At 72.2% G+C, this 18,703-nt stretch carries 16 protein-coding genes; 3 read left to right on the forward strand and 13 right to left on the reverse strand.

All coding sequences use genetic code 11. The features are described from left to right. Nucleotides 1-78: 78 nt before the first annotated feature. Together KU893_RS01740 and rpsO are read right to left on the reverse strand one after the other, a co-directional pair. The gene (locus KU893_RS01740) at nucleotides 79-2,307 is read right to left on the reverse strand and encodes a polyribonucleotide nucleotidyltransferase (RefSeq protein WP_218232598.1); all 2,229 of its coding nucleotides are present in this window, start codon (nucleotides 2,305-2,307) and stop codon (nucleotides 79-81) included. Nucleotides 2,308-2,550: 243 nt separating this feature from the next. Next, a complete protein-coding gene (gene rpsO, locus KU893_RS01745; protein WP_107776975.1) occupies nucleotides 2,551-2,826 on the reverse strand; it encodes a 30S ribosomal protein S15 in 276 nt (91 codons plus the stop codon). A 141-nt stretch (nucleotides 2,827-2,967) separates the two neighbouring features. On the opposite strand from rpsO, the gene KU893_RS01750 reads away from it, so the two are divergent. Both KU893_RS01750 and arfB read left to right on the forward strand, forming a co-directional pair. Further along, on the forward strand, nucleotides 2,968-5,091 hold the full coding sequence (locus KU893_RS01750) for a molybdopterin-dependent oxidoreductase (RefSeq protein WP_257441003.1): 2,124 nt from the start codon (nucleotides 2,968-2,970) through the stop codon (nucleotides 5,089-5,091). A gap of 21 nt (nucleotides 5,092-5,112) precedes the next feature. Next, the gene (arfB, locus tag KU893_RS01755) at nucleotides 5,113-5,544 is read left to right on the forward strand and encodes an alternative ribosome rescue aminoacyl-tRNA hydrolase ArfB (protein ID WP_218232599.1); all 432 of its coding nucleotides are present in this window, start codon (nucleotides 5,113-5,115) and stop codon (nucleotides 5,542-5,544) included. An 81-nt stretch (nucleotides 5,545-5,625) separates the two neighbouring features. On the opposite strand, the gene KU893_RS01760 is transcribed toward arfB, so the two are convergent. The 9 genes from KU893_RS01760 to rimP form a co-directional block, all read right to left on the reverse strand. Continuing rightward, nucleotides 5,626-6,402, reverse strand: a complete 777-nt coding sequence (locus KU893_RS01760) for a nucleoside hydrolase (RefSeq protein WP_218232600.1) — start codon at nucleotides 6,400-6,402, stop codon at nucleotides 5,626-5,628. Then, entirely contained in the window at nucleotides 6,399-7,406 is a 1,008-nt protein-coding gene (locus KU893_RS01765) for a hypothetical protein (protein ID WP_218232601.1), read from the reverse strand. The genes KU893_RS01760 and KU893_RS01765 overlap by 4 nt, the downstream gene beginning before the upstream one ends. Before the next feature lie 10 nt (nucleotides 7,407-7,416). Next, on the reverse strand, nucleotides 7,417-8,376 hold the full coding sequence (locus KU893_RS01770; protein WP_218232602.1) for a bifunctional riboflavin kinase/FAD synthetase: 960 nt from the start codon (nucleotides 8,374-8,376) through the stop codon (nucleotides 7,417-7,419). Nucleotides 8,377-8,401: 25 nt separating this feature from the next. Continuing rightward, nucleotides 8,402-9,271 (reverse strand): tRNA pseudouridine(55) synthase TruB, encoded by an 870-nt coding sequence (truB, locus tag KU893_RS01775; protein ID WP_257441001.1) that lies wholly within the window; start codon nucleotides 9,269-9,271, stop codon nucleotides 8,402-8,404. Next, entirely contained in the window at nucleotides 9,271-9,717 is a 447-nt protein-coding gene (gene rbfA / locus KU893_RS01780) for a 30S ribosome-binding factor RbfA (protein ID WP_218232603.1), read from the reverse strand. The genes truB and rbfA overlap by 1 nt, the downstream gene beginning before the upstream one ends. A gap of 91 nt (nucleotides 9,718-9,808) precedes the next feature. Then, nucleotides 9,809-12,709: a translation initiation factor IF-2 gene (gene infB / locus KU893_RS01785; protein WP_218232604.1), complete on the reverse strand. Its 2,901-nt coding sequence runs from the start codon at nucleotides 12,707-12,709 to the stop codon at nucleotides 9,809-9,811. A gap of 93 nt (nucleotides 12,710-12,802) precedes the next feature. Further along, on the reverse strand, nucleotides 12,803-13,129 hold the full coding sequence (locus KU893_RS01790) for a YlxR family protein (RefSeq protein ID WP_218232605.1): 327 nt from the start codon (nucleotides 13,127-13,129) through the stop codon (nucleotides 12,803-12,805). A 207-nt stretch (nucleotides 13,130-13,336) separates the two neighbouring features. Continuing rightward, nucleotides 13,337-14,305 carry a transcription termination factor NusA gene (gene nusA / locus KU893_RS01795; RefSeq protein ID WP_218232606.1) on the reverse strand — a complete coding sequence of 323 codons (969 nt, stop codon included), beginning with the start codon at nucleotides 14,303-14,305 and terminating at the stop codon, nucleotides 13,337-13,339. After that, nucleotides 14,305-14,853 (reverse strand): ribosome maturation factor RimP, encoded by a 549-nt coding sequence (rimP, locus tag KU893_RS01800; protein ID WP_218232607.1) that lies wholly within the window; start codon nucleotides 14,851-14,853, stop codon nucleotides 14,305-14,307. The genes nusA and rimP overlap by 1 nt, the downstream gene beginning before the upstream one ends. 77 nt (nucleotides 14,854-14,930) lie before the next feature. Between rimP and KU893_RS23445 the strand changes: the two genes are divergently transcribed. Continuing rightward, nucleotides 14,931-15,881, forward strand: coding sequence for a ferritin-like domain-containing protein (locus KU893_RS23445; protein ID WP_218232608.1), 951 nt, complete (start codon nucleotides 14,931-14,933; stop codon nucleotides 15,879-15,881). Between the two features lie 602 nt (nucleotides 15,882-16,483). Here KU893_RS23445 and KU893_RS01810 read toward each other — a convergent pair. Further along, on the reverse strand, nucleotides 16,484-17,194 hold the full coding sequence (locus KU893_RS01810) for an HAD family hydrolase (protein WP_218232609.1): 711 nt from the start codon (nucleotides 17,192-17,194) through the stop codon (nucleotides 16,484-16,486). Nucleotides 17,195-17,196: 2 nt separating this feature from the next. After that, nucleotides 17,197-18,702, reverse strand: coding sequence for a succinyl-CoA:acetate CoA-transferase ScpC (scpC, locus tag KU893_RS01815; protein ID WP_218232610.1), 1,506 nt, complete (start codon nucleotides 18,700-18,702; stop codon nucleotides 17,197-17,199). Nucleotide 18,703: the final 1 nt, after the last annotated feature.

The following is an 18,703-nucleotide window of genomic DNA, read 5'->3' on the forward strand; positions in this document are numbered from 1 at the left end:
GCCCCCCCCCCCCCCCCCGTCCCCCGCCCCCGCGCCGCCCGCCGCCGGGGGGCCCGGCCGTCGTGGAGCTGGTGATGCTCACTCGGAGTCAGACTCCTCGCCCTCGGTCGACTCGGCGGCGTCCGCCTCGTCGACCACGGGGATGAGGGACAGCTTGCCGCGGTCGTCGATCTCGGCGATCTCGACCTGCAGCTTCTGGCCCACCGCGACGACGTCCTCGACGTTCTCCACGCGCTTGCCACCGGCGAGGCCACGCAGCTTGCTGATGTGCAGCAGGCCGTCCTTGCCGGGCATGAGAGCGATGAAGGCACCGAAGTTGGTCGTCTTGACGACCGTGCCGAGGTAGCGCTCGCCGACCTCGGGCATGGTCGGGTTCGCGATCGCGTTGATCGCGGCCCGGGCCGCCTCGGCCGCCTCGCCGTTGGTCGCACCGATGTAGACCGTGCCGTCGTCCTCGATCGAGATCGAGGCGCCGGTGTCGTCCTGCAGCTGGTTGATGACCTTGCCCTTGGGCCCGATGACCTCGCCGATCTTGTCGACGGGCACCTTGACGGTGATGATCCGCGGGGCGTGGACCGACATCTCCTCGGGGGCGTCGATCGCCTCGCCCATGACCTCGAGGATCGTCAGGCGGGCGTCGCGGGCCTGGGTCAGCGCCGCGGCGAGGACCTCGGCCGGGATGCCGTCGAGCTTGGTGTCGAGCTGGAGCGCGGTGACGAACTCCTTGGTGCCGGCGACCTTGAAGTCCATGTCGCCGAACGCGTCCTCGGCACCGAGGATGTCGGTCAGCGCGACGTACTCGGTCTTGCCGTCGATCTCGCCCGAGATGAGGCCCATGGCGATGCCGGCGACCGGCGCCTTGAGCGGCACACCGGCCTGCAGCAGCGACAGGGTCGAGGCGCAGACCGAGCCCATCGAGGTGGAGCCGTTGGAGCCCATGGCCTCGGAGAGCTGGCGGATCGCGTAGGGGAACTCCTCGCGGCTCGGGAGCACGGGCAGCAGCGCACGCCGCGCGAGCGCGCCGTGGCCGACCTCGCGGCGCTTCGGAGAGCCGACGCGACCGGTCTCGCCGGTGGAGAACGGCGGGAAGATGTACTTGTGCATGTAGCGCCGGTGGCTCTCCGGCGACAGCGTGTCGATCTGCTGCTCCATCTTGAGCATGTCGAGGGTCGTGACACCCAGGATCTGGGTCTCGCCACGCTCGAACAGCGCGGAGCCGTGGACACGCGGGATCACGTCGACCTCGGCGTGCAGCGGACGGATGTCGGCGAGGCCGCGACCGTCGATGCGGATCTTGTCGCGCAGCACGCGCTCGCGCACGACCTGCTTGTTGACCGAGCGGAAGGCCGCGCCGATCTCCTTCTCGCGACCCTCGAACTGTCCGGCGAGCTTCTCGAGGAGGCCGGCCTTCAGCTCGTCGGTGCGCGCCTCGCGCTCCTGCTTGTCACCGATGGTCATCGCGGCGAGCAGGTCGTCCTTGGTGGCGGCCTCGACGGCGGCGTAGACGTCGTCCTCGTAGTCGAGGAAGATCGGGAACTCCTGGACCGGCTTGGCGGCCACGTTGGCGAGCTCGACCTGGGCCTCGACCAGCTGCTTGATGAACGGCTTGGCGGCCTCGAGACCGCCGGCGACGACCTCCTCGGTCGGGGCCTGGGCGCCGCCGCGGACCAGCTCGATGGTCTCCTCGGTGGCCTCGGCCTCGACCATCATGATCGCGACGTCACCGGTCTCGGTGACCCGGCCGGCGACGACCATGTCGAACACGGCCTTCTCCAGCTGGCTGTGGGTCGGGAACGCGACCCACTGGCCCTCGATGAGGGCGACGCGGGTGGCGCCGACCGGGCCGCTGAAGGGCAGGCCGGAGAGCTGGGTGGACAGCGACGCGGCGTTGATCGCGAGCACGTCGTACGGCGTGTCGGGGTTGAGCGCCATCACGGTGATGACGACCTGGACCTCGTTGCGCAGGCCCTTCTTGAAGGTCGGGCGCAGCGGACGGTCGATGAGGCGGCAGGCGAGGATCGCGTCCTCGCCCGGGCGACCCTCGGAACGGAAGAACGAGCCGGGGATGCGGCCCGCGGCGTACATCCGCTCCTCGACGTCGATGGTCAGCGGGAAGAAGTCGAAGTGGTCCTTCGGGTGCTTGCCGGCGGTCGTGGCCGACAGCAGCATGGTGTCGCCGTCGAGGTAGGCGCTCACCGAACCGGCGGCCTGGCGGGCGAGGACGCCCGTCTCGAACTTGATGGTGCGGGTGCCGAACTTGCCGTTGTCGAGAACGGTCTCGACCTCGGAGATGACGGGTTCAGTCAATGTTTTCTCTTGTTCGTGCGGTGCGGGACGCGCTGCCCCGCGGAATCGGACTTGAATGACGCCTGCCACTTTATCGATCGGCAGGGAAAAAGCAGAACGGGCGACCCGGAGGGGTCACCCGTTCTCGAGTATCTCCGTCGCCCGGCGCGTGCGGCTCCAAGGCGCGGGCCCGAAGGCGGCCTTCAAGCGAAGCGGGCCGTCGAGGGCCCGCAACGCCGGAGACGCTCCGCCGGGCGGCGGAGATCAGCGGCGCAGGCCGAGGCGCTCGACAATCGAGCGGTAGCGCTCGATCTCGGTCTTCTTCAGGTAGTTGAGAAGACGGCGGCGCTGGCCGACGAGCAGGAGCAGGCCACGACGGCTGTGGTGGTCGTGCTTGTGCTTCTTGAGGTGCTCGGTCAGGTGGCTGATGCGGTGCGAGAGCAGCGCGATCTGCACCTCGGGCGAACCGGTGTCACCCTCGGTCGTGGCGTACTCAGCGATGATCTTCTTCTTGGTCTCAGCGTCGGTACCGACTGCCATGGGAACTCCTTGTTCGCTCGTTGCGCGGCGCCCCAGCCTGAAATCCTGGAGCTCTCTTGGTCCGCGGCCGTTCTGACGGCAACCGCACAAGGCTAACAGCGGACGTGACGCCGGTCCGAATCGCTGTGCGACGATGCCGAGGTGGAGACGCGACGGGCCGAACAGCGGGTGGGCGTGTGCAACCTGTGCGAGGCCACCTGTGGCCTGCTGCTGACCATCGAGGACGGGTCCGTGACCGGCGTCCGCGGCAATCCCGACGACCCGCTCTCGCGCGGGCACGTCTGTCCGAAGGGCGTGGCGATCGGTGATGTCCACGCCGACCCGGACCGCCTGCGCCGTCCGGTACGACGCATCGGCCGCGGCGACGACGCGCGCTGGGAGGAGATCGGCTGGGACGAGGCGCTCGACCTGGTCGCCGACGGGCTCGCGCGGGCCGTCAACGAGCACGGCGAGGACGCGCTGGCGATCTACCTCGGCAACCCCAACGTGCACAGCCTCGGCTCGATGACCCATGGCGTCGCGCTGGCGCAGTCGTTCCGCACGCGCAACAAGTTCAGCGCGACCTCGGTCGACCAGCTCCCCCACCAGGTCCTGGGCTACCTGCTCTACGGCCACCAGCTGCTGCTGCCGGTGCCCGACATCGACCGCACGTCCTACTTCCTGGTGCTCGGCGCCAACCCGATGGCGTCCAACGGCTCGCTGATGACGGTCCCGGACTTCCCCGGCCGGCTGCGCGAGCTGCGCGCCCGCGGCGGCCGGATGGTGGTCCTCGACCCGCGGCGCACCGAGACCGCGAAGGTGGCCGACGAGCACCACTTCGTCCGGCCCGGCACCGACGCCTGGGTGCTGCTCGCGCTGCTGCACGTGCTGTTCGCGGAGGGGTTGACCCGGCCGCCGGCGTACGTCGACGGGCTGGCGGGTGTCGAGGAGCTGGTGGCGGGCTTCCCTCCCGAGCTCGCCGAGCAGGCGAGCGGGGTTCCGGCCGGTGAGATCCGCCGGATCGCACGGGACTTCGCCGCCGCGGACGGCGCGGCGGCGTACGGACGGATCGGGGTGTCGACCCAGGAGTTCGGGACGCTCTGCCAGTGGGCGGTCCAGATGATCAACCTGGTCACCGGCAACCTCGACCGCGAGGGCGGCGCGCTGCTGACCAACCCGGCGATCGACGCGGTCGGGCGCGGGCTGATCGGGCGCGGCCATCACGACCGGTACCGCTCGCGGGTCCGGCAGGTGCCCGAGTTCGGCGGCGAGCTGCCGGTCGCGGTGCTGCGCGAGGAGATCGAGACGCCGGGCGAGGGCCAGGTCCGGGCGCTGCTCACCGTCGCCGGCAACCCGGTGCTGTCGACACCCGACGGAGCCTCCCTGGACCGGGCGATCCAGGGGCTCGACTTCTACGCAGCGATCGACATCTACCTCAACGAGACGACCCGGCACGCCGACGTGGTGCTGCCGCCGACGACGCTGCTCGAGCGGGACCACTACGACCTCGTGTTCCACCTGCTGGCGGTGCGCAACACGGCGCGCTTCACGCCGGCCGTGTTCGCGAAGAAGCGCGACCAGCGGCACGACTGGGAGATCTTCCGCGACCTCTACCTGCGGGTGACCCGCCGACGGCGCCGCAAGCCGCCGCTGAAGCGGCGGATCGCGACCGAGGCACGGATGCGGATGAGTCCCACCTTCCTGATCGGGATGCTGCTGCGGTCCGGGCGTTCGCAGACGACGCTGACCGAGCTGCGCCGGCACCCCGAGGGGGTCGACCTCGGTCCGCTGCGGGCGGGCCAGCTGCCGGGCCGCCTGCGCACCCGCAGCGGCCGGATCGACGCGTTGCCCGCGCTGGTGGCCCAGGACGTCGCCCGGCTGCGGCAGCGCGCGCTGCCCCGCGACGGGGAGCTGCTGCTCATCGGCCGCCGCCACCAGCGTGACTGCAACTCGTGGATGCACAACACCGACCGGCTGACCCGTGGCCGGGCCCGGCACCAGCTGCTCATGCACCCGACCGACCTCGCCTCCCGGGGACTGAGCGACGGCGCGCTCGTCACCGTGCGCTCACGCGTCGGTGAGGTGAGGGTCGAGGTGGCAGCCACCGAGGACGTGATGCCGGGCGTGGTCTCGCTCCCCCACGGCTACGGGCACGGCCGCACCGGCGCCCGGCTGGCCGTCGCGGCCGGCGTCGCCGGGGTGTCGATCAACGACCTGACCGACGCCGACCGGCTGGACGTGTCGGGCAACGCGGCCTTGTCCGGCGTGCCGGTCACGGTCACGTGACAGTCCTCGGTCTCGTGTGAGATGGCCCTGAACGATCTCAGCGTTCCGCCCGGCCCGGGCCTGCCGGCCGGGCTGCTCATCCCCGACACCGAGCTGGTCGAGAGGTTCTCGCGCTCCCCCGGTCCGGGCGGGCAGTCGGTCAACACCACCGACAGCCGGGTCGAGCTGGTCTGGGACCCGGCGGCTTCGACCGTCCTCACCGAGGCCCAGCGCACCCGGCTGCTCGCCCGCGTGGCCGGGCCGATCAGCGTCGTCGCCCACGAACACCGCTCGCAGCACCGCAACCGGGTCGCCGCCCGGGAGCGCCTCGCCGCCCGGGTGCGTGAGCTGCTCGCCCCACCTCCGCCGACGCGCCGCGCCACGAAGCCGACCCGGGGCTCGAAGGAGCGGCGGCTCGACGCGAAGCGTCGCCGGGGACAGACCAAGCAGCTGCGCGGACGGATCGACGACTGAGCAGCGCGTCCCAACGGGGTACTGAGGCGCGGGGAGCTCGCGGGGCCGACGTCGACCCCGTGGTCGTGGTCGCGCCCGGTGTCAGGACGGGCCGAGGGCCGCGACGAGAACCTCGACGTAGCGCGCCTTGTCCGCACCGACGGCCACCGACATCCGCCCGCGCCGCTCGTCGACCTCGGCGGCGAACCGGGTGGCGCCGTACGTCGTCGGGTCGGTGCATTCCACCCGGACCGCCGCCCGCAGCGTGGTGAGCAGGCCCGGCTCGCGGACGGCCGCCACCGCGAGCGGGTCGTGGACGCGCGCGCCGCGGTCGAGCCGGGCGGCAGCCAGGTCGGCGGCGGCGCGGGCCGCCGGGGTGCCGAGAGCGCGCAGCCGGGCCAGGTCGGCACCGTCCAGGGCAACGGAGGCGGTCGCGTCGGCAGTCACCAGCAGCACGTCGCGGAAGGGGGCCGCGAGGACGTCGGCCGCGGCCTGCGGGTCGGCCCACACGTTCCGGTCGGCGTACGGCGTGACGCCGGGTTCGCGGTGGGTTCCACCGAGGACGACCAACCGGCGCACCGCACGCGGGAGCGACGGGTCGGCGGCCAGCGCCGCGGCGAGGTTCGTCAGCGGCCCGGTGGTCACCAGCGTGACCGGCTCGGCCGCATCCCGCACGGCGGCGACCAGCCCGTCGACGCCGGCGTGCACGGCGACGTCGACACCACCGCTCGCGACCAACGCCCGGACCTCGGCCGCCTCCTGCCTGCTCGCCGTCGAGACACCGAGCAGGTCGAGGCCGGGGTCCAGCGCGGCGAGCAGGATCGCGATGGCGTCGTCGGTCTCGGCGTCGCAGACGACGACCACCGGGACCGGGGTCATGCCAGGTCCTCGTCGCGCAGCGAGCGGTAGGCCACCCGGGCACTCACCGCCCGCTCCAGCTCGCGGATGACCACGGAGAAGAACTGGCGGCGGTAGAGCTCGTCGGTGACGGCGTACACCGTGAAGTAGAGCCCGCTGAACGCGGCCAGGAAGGTCGAGACCCGGAGCAGCTCGACGCTGAGCCGCTCGCCGAACAGCTGCCCGGCCGGACCGTCCAGGGCGTGCACCGGGTGCGCGAGCCAGAGCTCGAGCACCTCGGGCTCCATCGCGACCAGCCCGAACACGATGAAGAAGGCGAAGACCGCGAGCGCCAGCAGCAGCACCTGCACCGCCTGCGCGACGAGCAGGACGAGCACCAGGTTGGCCTTCTGCAGCCCGCCCACCTCGGCGTGCACGGCACCGACCTTGTCGACCCGCGCGGCGATCCGACGCGCCGCGGGCTCGAGCGGGGTGCCGGTGCAGGCCTCGATCAGCTGCTGCGCCTCGACCTCGTCGTCGACGTCGTCGAGCTCCTCGGGCAGCCGGGTCAGCAAGAACCCGACGGCGATCGCCGCGAAGAGCAGGACCGCGACCCAGAGCACGCCACCGTCGAGGCTCGCCGCGACCTGCCACACCTCGGTGTTGATGAACAAGAAGGTGATGAACAGCAGCAGCAGCGGCAGCGCCCGGGTGACGAGGGGCAGCATCAACCCCATCGAGCGGAAGGTCCGCCGGATCGCCCAGCCCACGATCAGCCAGGCGCGCAGCACCGCGACGGCGTAGACCGCGACGACCACCCCGAACGCCGTCAGTGCGGCGCCCAGCGCGGAGGCCAGGCCCAGCCAGGGACCGGTGACCAGCCCGGCCACGAGGGCGACCACGCCGGCCGCGGTCAGGGCAGGGACGAGACGGGCCCGGCGCAGCCCGCGCGCGACGTCGGCACGGTAGGCATCGACGAAGTAGGGCAGCCCGTGGTCGACGAACCACCGCTCGGCGGCGGCGAGGTCGTCGTGCGCGCCCGTCACGTCCGGCCCGTCAGTCGGCGAGGATCGCCCGGGCCCGGTCGACGTCGTCGGCCATGGCGAGAAGGAGGTCGTCGATCGAGTCGAAGCGGACCATGCCGCGCAGCCGCTCGATGAACGCGACCTCGACCTCACGGCCGTACAGGTCGAGGTCGGTGCGGTCGAGCACGTAGGACTCGACGCGGCGCTCACGCTCGCCGGCGAAGGTCGGGTTGGTGCCCACGCTGATCGCCGCGGGGTACGACGTCTCGGCGTCCGGCCCGTCGAGCATCGTCAGCCGCCCGGCGTAGACGCCGTCGGCCGGCGCCGCCGCTCCCGGGCGGACCGGGACGTTCGCGGTCGGGAAGCCGAGCTCACGGCCGCGCTTGTCGCCCTCGATGACGGTGCCGGTGACCGTGAAGACCCGGCCGAGCGCCTCGGCCGCACCGGTGACGTCGCCGGCGGCGAGGCAGGTCCGGACGTAGGTCGAGGACCACACCTGCGGTCCACCGTCGAGGCTGACCTCCTCGACCCCGAAGTCATGCTCCAGCCCCGCGCTGCGCAGCAGGTTGCAGTCACCGGCCGCGCGGTTGCCGAAGCGGAAGTTCGCGCCGACGACCACGGCCTTCACGTGGAGCGTGTCGACCAGGATCCGGTCGATGAACTCCTCCGGCGTCCAGGCCGCGACGTCGCGGGAGAACGGGATGACCAGAACCTCGTCGACCCCCGCCTGGCCCAGCAGGCGCAGCCGCTGCTCGATCGTGGTCAGCGTCGGCGGGGCGTGCTCGGGGCGCAGCACCGCGATCGGGTGCGGGTCGAAGGTCACCGCGACGACGCCGTCGATCGCCGTGTCGACACCGACCTCGCCCGCCACCTCGCGCGCCCGTCGTACGACGTGCTGGTGGCCCAGGTGCATGCCGTCGAAGTTCCCGATCGTCGCCACGGTGCGACCGAGGTCGCCGGGCACGTCGGAGAGGTCACGCCACACTCGCACGGCGGCAACTCTCCCACATCGTCGATCAGCCGACGAAGACGGCCGCCGGGCGCGCCGCTCCGCCCTCGGGTCGGTAGAGCGCGAGGAACTCGCCGTCGGGGGCGAACACGCCGGTCAGCGTGTCGATCGCGAGCGGGAGCGGACGGCCGTAGCGGACGGCCTGCGCCTGGTCGGCGTCGAGGTCGATCGCCGGGAAGCTCGCCCGGGCCGCGTCGGCGAGCGGGGTGACGCTCACCTGCTCGAGGTCGGTGACCGCGCCGTCGAGGGTGAACGGCCCGACGGCGGTACGCCGCAGCGCGGTGAGGTGTCCGCCCACGCCCAGTGCGGCGCCCACGTCACGCGCGATGGCCCGGATGTAGGTGCCGCTGGAGCAGTGCACGGTGATGTCGACGTCGAGGAAGTCCCCCTCGACCCGCTGGTCGTGGACGGTCAGCGCGTGGACGGTCACGGGCCGGGCCTTGAGCTCGACCTGCTCGCCGTCGCGCACCCGCTGGTAGGCGCGCTTGCCGTCGACCTTGATCGCGCTGACGGCCGTGGGCACCTGGAGGATCTCGCCGACCTGGGTCTCGAACGCGGCCACGACGGCCTCGGGCAGCAGGTGGCCGGCCGGGGTGGCGGCGACGACCTCACCCTCGGCGTCGTCGGTGGTGGTCGACGCGCCGAGGCGCACCGTGGTGTCGTACGCCTTCTCGGTCAGCATCAGGTGGCCGAGCAGCCGGGTGGCGCGCTCGACGCCGAGCACCAGCACCCCGGTCGCCATCGGGTCCAGGGTGCCGGCGTGGCCGACCTTGCGGGTGCCGACGGCCCGGCGTACCCGGGACACGACGGCGTGCGACGTCATGCCGGCGGGCTTGTCGACGACGACCAGGCCCGACGGCACGGCGGGGGTGGCCACTACGCGTCCTCGGCCTCTTCGTCGACGACCTCGCGCGGCTTCTTGTACGGGTCGGCCTCGCCGGCCGGCTGCGCGCCCTCGCGAGCGGCGGCGACGGCGGCGTCGGCCTCCCGGGCCCGGGCCAGCACCTCGTCGAGGTGGCGCGCGGTCTCGGGGACGGCGTCGAGCTCGAAGGCGAGCGAAGGGACGTGCCGCATGCCGAGCTGCTTGCCGACCTCGGAGCGGAGCAGGCCCTTGGCCGACTCCAGCGCCGTAGCGGTGGCCTGCTGGTCGGCGTCCTCGCCCAGCACCGTGTAGTAGATGGTCGCGTTCTGCGCGTCCCCGGTGAGGCGTACCTCGGTGACGGTGACGAAGCCGAGACGCGGGTCCTTGATCCGACGCTCGAGCATCTCGGCGACGATCACCTGGATCCGGTCGGCGATCTTGCGTACCCGCGGGCTGGCCATGGTCTGTTCCTATCAGTTCAGCTCGGTAGAACGGCGGCGCCGCCCGCCCCTCGAGGGGACGGGCGGCACCGCACGGTGATGCTGGTGCGCGTCAGGCGCGCGGGATCTCCCGCATCTCGAAGGCCTCGACGATGTCGCCCTCCTTGATGTCCTGGAAGTTCTTGAGCACGAGACCGCACTCGAAGCCTTCCCGGACCTCGGCCGCATCGTCCTTCTCCCGCTTGAGCGAGGCGAGGTCGAGGTTGTCGGCCACCACGGCGCCGTCGCGCAGGACGCGGACCTTGGCGTTGCGGCGGATGACTCCACCGGTGACCATGCAACCGGCGATGTTGCCGATCTTGGACGAGCGGAAGATCGCCCGGATCTCCGCCTGGCCGAGAGCGTGCTCCTCGTACTCCGGCTTGAGCATGCCCTTGAGGGCCGCCTCGATCTCCTCGATCGCCTGGTAGATGACCGAGTAGTAGCGGATCTCGACGCCTTCCTTCTCGGCCATCTGACCCGCCTTGCCCTGCGGGCGGACGTTGAAGCCGATGATGATCGCGTCGGAGGCGGCAGCGAGGTCGACGTTGGTCTCGGTGATCGCACCGACACCGCGGTCGATGACCCGCAGGCTGACCTCCTCGCCCACGTCGATCTGGGCGAGGGCGTCCTCGAGGGCCTCGACCGAACCGGACACGTCGCCCTTGAGGATGAGGTTGAGCTCCTGGCTCTCGCCCTTCTCCATGGAGGCCATGAAGTCCTCGAGGGTACGACGCACGCGGCGCTTGGCCTGCATGGCCGCCCGCTCGCGCGCCTCACGCTTCTCCGCGATCTGGCGGGCCATCCGGTCGTCCTCGACCACGAGGAAGTTCTGGCCGGCGCCCGGGACGGACGAGAGGCCGAGAACCATCGCGGGCCGGGCCGGGTCGGCCTCGGTCAGCTCGTTGCCGTGCTCGTCGAGCATGGCACGCACGCGACCGTGGGCCGGACCGGCGACGATCGAGTCGCCGACGCGCAGGGTTCCGCGCTGGACGAGGACGGTCGCGACCGGTCCACGGCCACGGTCGAGGTGTGCCTCGATGACCAGACCCTGAGCGTCCTGGACCGGGTTGGCCCGCAGGTCGAGCGACGCGTCGGCGGTGAGCACGATCGCCTCGAGCAGCTTGTCGAGGTTGAGCCCGGCCTTGGCCGAGACGTCGACGAACATCGCGTCGCCGCCGTACTCCTCGGGAACCAGGCCGTACTCGGAGAGCTGGCCGCGGACCTTGGTCGGGTCGGCCGCCTCCTTGTCGATCTTGTTGACCGCCACCACGATCGGCACGTTGGCCGCCTTGGCGTGGTTGAGCGCCTCGACCGTCTGCGGCATGACGCCGTCGTCGGCCGCGACCACGAGCACCGCGATGTCGGTCGCCTGGGCACCACGAGCACGCATCGAGGTGAAGGCCTCGTGACCCGGGGTGTCGATGAAGGTGATCCGACGGTCATTGCCGTCGACCTCGGTGTGGACCTGGTAGGCACCGATGTGCTGGGTGATGCCACCGGCCTCGCCGGCCACCACGTTGGCGTCGCGGAGCGCGTCGAGGAGCTTGGTCTTTCCGTGGTCGACGTGACCCATCACGGTCACGACCGGCGGGCGGACGACCAGGTCGTCCTCGCCGCCCTCGTCGGCGCCGAACTCGATGTCGAACGACTCGAGCAGCTCGCGGTCCTCGTCCTCCGGGGAGACGACCTCGACGACGTAGTTGAGCTCGTCGCCGAGCAGCTCCAGCGTCTCGTCGCCCACCGACTGGGTGGCCGTGACCATCTCGCCGAGGTGGAAGAGCATCTGGACGAGCGAGGCGGCGTCGACGCCGATCTTCTCGGCGAAGTCGGTCAGCGAGGAGCCCCGGGCGAGACGGACCGTCTCACCGTTGCCCTTGCGGACCCGCATGCCGCCGATCGTCGGGGCCTCCATGGCCTCGAACTCCTGGCGACGCGCCCGCTTCGACTTGCGACCGCGGCGCGCGGGACCGCCCGGGCGGCCGAAGGCACCCTGGGTCTGGCCACGCTGGCCGGGACGACCGCCGCCACCGGGACGACCGCCGCCACCGGGGCCGAAGCCACCGGGACCGCGACCGCCGGGGGCACCGGCACCTGCGCCGGCGCCGGGACGCCCCGGAGCACCAGCGCGACCGGGACCACCCGGACCACGGCCACCGGGGCCGGGACGGCCCGGACCGCCCGGACCGCGACCGCCGGGGCCGCCCTGCCCGAAGGCACCAGCGGACTTCGGCATCATCGCCGGGTTGGGACGCGGCATGCCGGGACGGCCACCGCCACCGGCGCCGGCCGGCGGACGCGGGCCGGCGGGACCGGCCTCACCCTCGCGCGGCGGCGGAGCGGGACGACGGCCCATGCCCTGGCTGGGCGCGAACGGGTTGTTGCCGGGACGCGGCGTGCCACCGGGCTTGCCGACCGGACGCGGCGCCGGGGCCGGGGCCTTGGGCGTCGGGGGCTTGGGCGCGCCGGGCTTGGCAGCCGGAGCAGCCGGGGCGGCCGGAGCCTCGGGGGCCTCGGGAGCAACCGGAGCCGCGGCGGCGGCGGGCTTCTCCTCGACCACCGGCGCCTCGGGGGCGGCGGGGGCCTTGGGACCGGGACGCGGGCCCGGGCGGGGGCCGCCCGGCTTGGGCGCGGCAGCGGCGGGAGCCTCGGCCACGGGAGCCACGGCGGCCGGAGCCTCGGCGGCGGGAGCCGGCGCGGCAGCGGCGGGCGCCTCGGGCGCGGGCGCGGCAGCAGCCTTCTTCGCCGGCGCCTTGGGAGCGGGCTTGGCAGCCTCGCCCGCAGAGTCGCCGGCGGGCTTCATCTTGGCGAGCAGCTCGGCCCCGTAGGTCGCCTCGAACTTCTTCACGGCGGGGAGCTCGATGCTCGAGGACGCCGTCTTGGCGAACTCTCCAATGTCACTGAGCATCTTGAGCGCGTCGGCGCTCTTGATGCCGTACTGCTTCGCGAGTTCGGAAACTCGGGTCTTGGCCACGGTTCTCCTTCTGGCCCAGACCCGGGGTGGATCTCAGACCGTTGGTGGGTGGTGCAGAACGAACTGGCTCATCGCGAGGTACTCATCGAGTGCTCATGAGCTGTTGCTCCAGTCTCTGTCGGTCGGATCGGTCCGAGCTGTCGCGGCCAGGTCGGCGACGTACTCCCCCACCGGCACGCTGGAGAGCCCACCCGCGCCCGGAGCGATCCGGAGCGCACGGGAGAAGGCCTTCCGTCGTACCGCGAGGTCGTAGCAACCGGTCGTGGGGTGCAGGTGTGCTCCCCGTCCCGGCGCGGTGCCACCAGGATCGGGGACGACGGCCGGCCGGCCGTCGGATCCCGAGCCGGCGGTCACCCGCAACAACTCGCTCTTGGTGGCGCGTGCCCGGCAGCCGATGCAGGTCCGGACGGGCCCGGTCAACGGGACGACGTCTGGGCGTGCAGGGGAATTCGGTCGGTGTGCCACCAGAGATGAACTCTACCGCTTGGATGGCTGGGAAGCCGAACCGGCACCGGCTCCGGGGGCGATCCCAGTCACACCGGACGCACTGGTCGGTCTGTCCGTACGTCGCCACGGCGGGCAGCACGGGCCCGGCCCGCCGGCCCGCCGGCCCGTGCCTGACCTGGCTCAGGCCTCTTCGTCGGAGTGGATGTCGATGCGCCAACCGGTGAGGCGGGCGGCGAGGCGGGCGTTCTGGCCCTCCTTGCCGATCGCGAGGGAGAGCTGGAAGTCGGGCACGACCACCCGCGCCGAGCGGGCAGCGGCGTCGACCACGGTGACCGACTGGACCTGGGCCGGCGAGAGCGCGTTGGCCACCAGCCGGGCGGGGTCGTCGGACCAGTCGACGATGTCGATCTTCTCGCCGCCGAGCTCGGCCATCACGTTGCGGACCCGCTGGCCCATCGGGCCGATGCAGGCACCCTTGGCGTTGACGCCCGAAACGGTCGACTTCACCGCGATCTTGGTGCGGTGACCGGCCTCGCGGGCGATCGCCGCGATCTCGACGGTGCCGTCGGCGATCTCGGGGACCTCGAGCGCGAACAGCTTCTTGACCAGGCTCGGGTGCGAGCGGGACAGGGTGACCTGCGGGCCGCGCATGCCCTTGCGGACCGAGACGACCAGGCACTTGATCCGGGTGCCGTGGCGGTAGTCCTCACCCGGGACGCGCTCGCTGGCGGGCAGCTGCGCCTCGATCCGGCCGAGGTCGACCAGCACGTCGTCGGGGTTGCGGCCCTGCTGGATGACCCCGGAGATGATGTCGCCCTCCTTGCCGGAGAACTCACCGAACTTGATCTCGTCCTCGGCGTCGCGCAGCCGCTGCAGCATGATCTGCTTCGCGGTCGTCGCGGCGATCCGGCCGAAGCCGTCCGGCGTGTCGTCGAACTCGCCGACCTTGTTGCCCTCGGCGTCGATCTCGGCGGCCAGCACGGTGACGTGCCCGGTCTTGCGGTTGAGCTCGACCCGCGCCTGCGGGACCGAGCCCTCGGTCTTGTGGTACGCCGTGAGCAGCGCCTGCTCGATCGCCTCGACGAGGACGTCGAACTTGATCTCCTTCTCGCGCTCCAGCGTCCGGAGGATGCTGAGGTCGATGTCCATCAGTCGGCGTCCTTGTCCATCGGGTCGTCCATCGGGTCGACCATCGTGTCGTTGCTGTCCTTGCGGTTGAACTCGATCTGCACCAGCGCCTTGCGGACCTCCGTGTACGCGACCCGCCGCTGCGCGCCCTCGACCTCGAGGTCCACGCCCTCGTCGTCCGAGGCGCCGATCCGGCCGGTCACGGTCACGTCGTCAGCGAGCGACACCTTCACCAGGCGGCCCTCGTTGCGGCGCCAGTGGCGCGGCAGCGTGAGCGGCCGGTCCACGCCGCGGGAGGTGACCTCCAGCGTGTACGGCAGCGCGCCGAGGGCCTTCGCGCCCCCGTCGGGGCCGTCGTCCTCCAGGACCCGGTCGATCACCTTGGTCGCGGATGCGACGTCGTCGAGCGTGAGCCCGCCGTCGGTGTCGACGGCGATCCGCAGCACGCGGCGCTTCCCGGCCGGGGTGAGCTCCACGGCCTCGAGGTCGAGGCCCAGCGCGGCGAGCGGAGCGACGAGGACGTGCTCGATCCGCTCTACTGTCGCTCCCTGAGCGGAATGAGTACCCATGGCGAGTCTCCCCGTGTCCTGTTGTGGCTGTGCGAGGCACACGATACCCGCCCGCCCCGGCCAGATAGGGTCGCCGGGTGCCCGTCCGCCCCCGCCCCGTCTCACGACGGCTCGTCCTCGGCGGCGGGATCGGCGTCGCCACGCTGGCCCTGAGCGGCTGCGACGTCCTCGACGACGTCCTCGGCTCCGACGACGACCCGGGCGTGTCGGGCGCGGTCACACCGACCGCTCCCCCGGCCGACGCCGACAGCGCCCTCGTCGAGGGCGTGCTCGCCGAGATCTCCACCACCGGCGGGCTCGCTGCCGCGACCGCCGCCGCCGACCCCGGGCACCGGGCCGCCGCCCGGCTGGCCCGGATCCACCGGATCCACGCGACCGAGCTCGGCGGCACCGTGGCGTCCGCCGCACCCGGCGCGGTCGCGCCGGCGGACCCGCAGGCGCTGCTCAGCGCCGAGGGGGCCCTGCAGCAGCAGCTCGTCGACGCCGCCCGGAAGGCCGACAGCGGAGGCCTCGCCCAGGTGCTGGCCTCGATGGCCGCCGCCCTGGGCCAGGCCCTGGTCGGCCGCAACACGTCGGCGCCCGCTTCGCTGCCCGCGGCCGCAGGTGACACCGGGCCCGCCGTCGCCGCCCTGCAGACCACCCTGGCCGCCGAGCACGCCGCCGTCTTCGTCTACGGCGCCCTCGGCGGGCAGACCTCCCGGTCCGGATCACCCGTGCTCTACGACGCCGTCACCTCGGCGTACACCACCCACCGCTCTCGCCGCGACGAGCTCACCGCCCGCCTCACCGCCGCCGGCGCCGATCCGGTCGCCGCCGAGCCCGGCTACGGCCTGCCCGCCGACCTCGGTACGCCCGCCGCCGTCCGGGCGCGCGCCCAGGAGCTCGAGGAGTCGGCGGCCACGACCTACGCCTACCTCGTGGCCAACACGAACGCCGATGCCCGCGCATGGGCGATCGACGCGTGCATCGACGCCGCCGTGCGCGCCGTCGCCTTCGGTGCCCGACCGGACCCGCTGCCCGGTCTGTGACCTCCCGGGCTCGTCGAGCAGCCCGCGCCCCACGTTCGTCGAGCAGCGGCGAGCCGCGTATCGAGAAGCCTCACGATGCTGCCGGGACTCTGCTTCGCGTGCCGCACGAGGTCTCGATACGGCCGTCGCGGCTTCGTCCCTCAGCCGCGGCCCTCCTCGACCTTCCCGGCCGATCCGCTGCAGATCTCGATACGCGCCTCGCGACCTCGTTCCTCGGTCGCGGCGCTACTCGATCTTCCCGGCTGATCCGCTGCACTGCTCGTTCCTCGCAGTGCAGCGGGCCGGTAAAAACGCCAGCGGCTCGCGACCTCCGACATCCGGGGAACTCCCGAGACGTCCCCCGAAGTCGGGGCCGCGAACCGCTGGTGACCGGGGACAACGGTCATCTGACGACTGGGAGAGGTGGGGCTCACCGATCGCCGTGTGCACAATCATGCAGCAGAACGGGTACCAGGGCCCGCCATCGCGATCCTCATAAATGTGCACTGCATAAACCTGCAGACAAGGCCGCCCTCGCCCGGGGTCGCAGCGAGGCCCGTCGAGCGGGTGCACGGCGGGCCGGGACGCGCACCGACGGGTACGTCAGCACCCGTCAGCACCCGTCAGCGCCAGGAGGCGAGCAGGCCGGGGATGTCGGCGAGGCGCCGGGCGACGGCGTCGGGCTCGCCCTCGGTGTGACCGACCTGGTCGGCCGGGATCGTGCTGTGCGGGACGTGGATGGCGCGCAGGCCGGCGTTCTGGGCGCCCCAGACGTCGTCGAAGAGCCGGTCGCCGACGTAGACGCAGCCGGCGGGGTCGGTGACGCCGACGGCCTCCATGGCGACGCGGAAGGCGTCGGGCGAGGGCTTCGTCCAGGGGATCTCGCTGGTGTAGACGTCGCCGTCGATCAGGTCGAGGACCCCGTCGCGCTCGAAGAACCCGCAGTGCCAGGCGCGCGGCCAGATGGTGTTCGACAGCACGCCGACCTTGATCCCCTCGGCCCGCAGCCACCCGAACAGCGGCGCGACCTCCGGATCGGTGAGCGTGTGCGGCTCCCAGAACGCGTAGTAGGCGTCGAGCAGGTCGGGATCGTGGTCGAGCCCGGCCGCGTCGAACAGGTCGCCGATGGTCGCGCTGCGCTGGTGGTCGCGGCTGCGGCCCCAGATCACGCTGCCGGCCTCGTGCAGGCGGGCGGCGTGGGCGTGGTGGTCGTCCGAGGTGTCGGGGGTGGTCAGCACGGCCTGGGCGAGGGCCAGCGACTCCGCATGGAAGTCGATGTCGTGCCAGGCGGTGAGGGTGCCGCCCCAGTCGAAGATCACCGCGTCGACCGCCATGGTCACATCCTGCCGTCGCGCACGTAGTTCGCGTGCCAGCCGAGCGCCTCGTCGAGCAGGTGTGGCGTGTGCTGGGCGTGCGGGCGCGCCGCCCGCGCGCGGGCGACGTAGTCGCGGAGCCGGTCGCGGTAGTCCGGGTGCGCGCAGCGGTCGATGATCCGGGTGGCGCGGTCCGAGGGCGAGAGACCGCGGAGATCGGCGAGCCCCTGCTCGGTCACCAGCACCTGGACGTCGTGCTCGGTGTGGTCGACGTGGCTGACCATCGGCACGATCGACGAGATCGCGCCGTCCTTGGCCAGCGAGTCGGAGACGAAGAAGTTGAGGTAGGCGTTGCGCGCGAAGTCGCCGCTGCCCCCGATGCCGTTCATGATCGAGGAGCCCATGATGTGCGTGGAGTTGACGTTGCCGTAGATGTCGGCCTCGATCATCCCGTTGATCGCGATGACGCCGAGCCGGCGCACCAGCTCGGGGTGGTTGGAGATCTCCTGGCTGCGCAGCAGGATCCGGCCCTTGTAGGACCCCGGGTTGGCGAGGAAGCGTCGCACCCCGTCCGGCGAGAGCCCGAAGGAGGTCGCGGACACCGCGCTCAGCTTGCCGGCGTCGAGCAGGTCGAGAAGCCCGTCCTGGATGACCTCGGTGAACGCGGTCATCTCCTCGAACTCGCTGGTGAGGAGACCCTCCATCACCGCGTTGGCGACGTTGCCGACCCCCGACTGCAGCGGCAGGAGCGACGCCGGCAGCCGGCCCTGCTTGACCTCGTGACGCAGGAAGTCGACGAGCAGGCCGGCCATCCGCTGCGAGGACGCGTCGGGCGGGTCGAAAGGAGCGTTGCGGTCGGGCGCATCGGTCTCGACGATGGCCACGACCTTCGCGGGGTCGACGCGGAGGTAGGGGTCGCCGATCCGCTGCATGGCGTGCGTGAGCTGGATCGGGATCCGGTGCGGCGGCAGCGCGGCGCCGTAGTAGACGTCGTGGAAGCCCTCGAACTCGCGCGGCTGCCAGTGGTTGACCTCGAGGATCACCTTGTTCGCGCGCTCGAGCCAGGTCTTGTTGTTGCCGACCGAGCTGCTCGGGACGAGCAGGCCGTTGGGCAGGACCGCGGCGACCTCGACGACGGCGACGTCGAGGTCGCCGTAGAACCCGAACCATGCCTGTTGCGCGGAGTGGCTCAGGTGGGTGTCGACGTAGTCGACCTTGCCGTCGTTGATCAGGCGACGCAGGGTCGGGTCGCTGTTGTACGGCAGACGCTTGGCGAGGCCGTCCACGCCCGCCAGGGCGCCGTCGAGCTCCGGCGCCGTCGAGGCGCCGGTCCACAGCGAGACCTGGAAGTCCTCGCCGCGCGCGTGTGCCGCGTCGATCCGGGCGGCCAGTGCCCCCGGCACCGCCTTGGGATAGCCGGCACCGGTGAACCCGCTCATCCCGACCGCGTTCCCGGGACGGATGTGCGCCGCCGCCTCCTCCGCCGTCGCGCGCCGGGTGGCGAGGACCGGGCAGGTGATCCGCTCCATG

The sequence above is a fragment of the Nocardioides daeguensis genome (assembly GCF_019192965.1).
Lineage (GTDB): Bacteria > Actinomycetota > Actinomycetes > Propionibacteriales > Nocardioidaceae > Nocardioides > Nocardioides daeguensis.

Coding starts and splice junctions, on each gene's coding strand:
- nusA (WP_218232606.1), bottom strand. CDS start 14,305: ATGGACATCGACCTCAGCATCCTCCGGACGCTGGAGCGCGAGAAGGAG.
- scpC (WP_218232610.1), bottom strand. CDS start 18,702: ATGGAGCGGATCACCTGCCCGGTCCTCGCCACCCGGCGCGCGACGGCG.
- rimP (WP_218232607.1), bottom strand. CDS start 14,853: ATGGGTACTCATTCCGCTCAGGGAGCGACAGTAGAGCGGATCGAGCAC.
- arfB (WP_218232599.1), top strand. CDS start 5,113: ATGGCCCTGAACGATCTCAGCGTTCCGCCCGGCCCGGGCCTGCCGGCC.
- KU893_RS01760 (WP_218232600.1), bottom strand. CDS start 6,402: ATGACCCCGGTCCCGGTGGTCGTCGTCTGCGACGCCGAGACCGACGAC.
- rbfA (WP_218232603.1), bottom strand. CDS start 9,717: ATGGCCAGCCCGCGGGTACGCAAGATCGCCGACCGGATCCAGGTGATC.
- rpsO (WP_107776975.1), bottom strand. CDS start 2,826: ATGGCAGTCGGTACCGACGCTGAGACCAAGAAGAAGATCATCGCTGAG.
- KU893_RS01810 (WP_218232609.1), bottom strand. CDS start 17,194: ATGGCGGTCGACGCGGTGATCTTCGACTGGGGCGGCACCCTCACCGCC.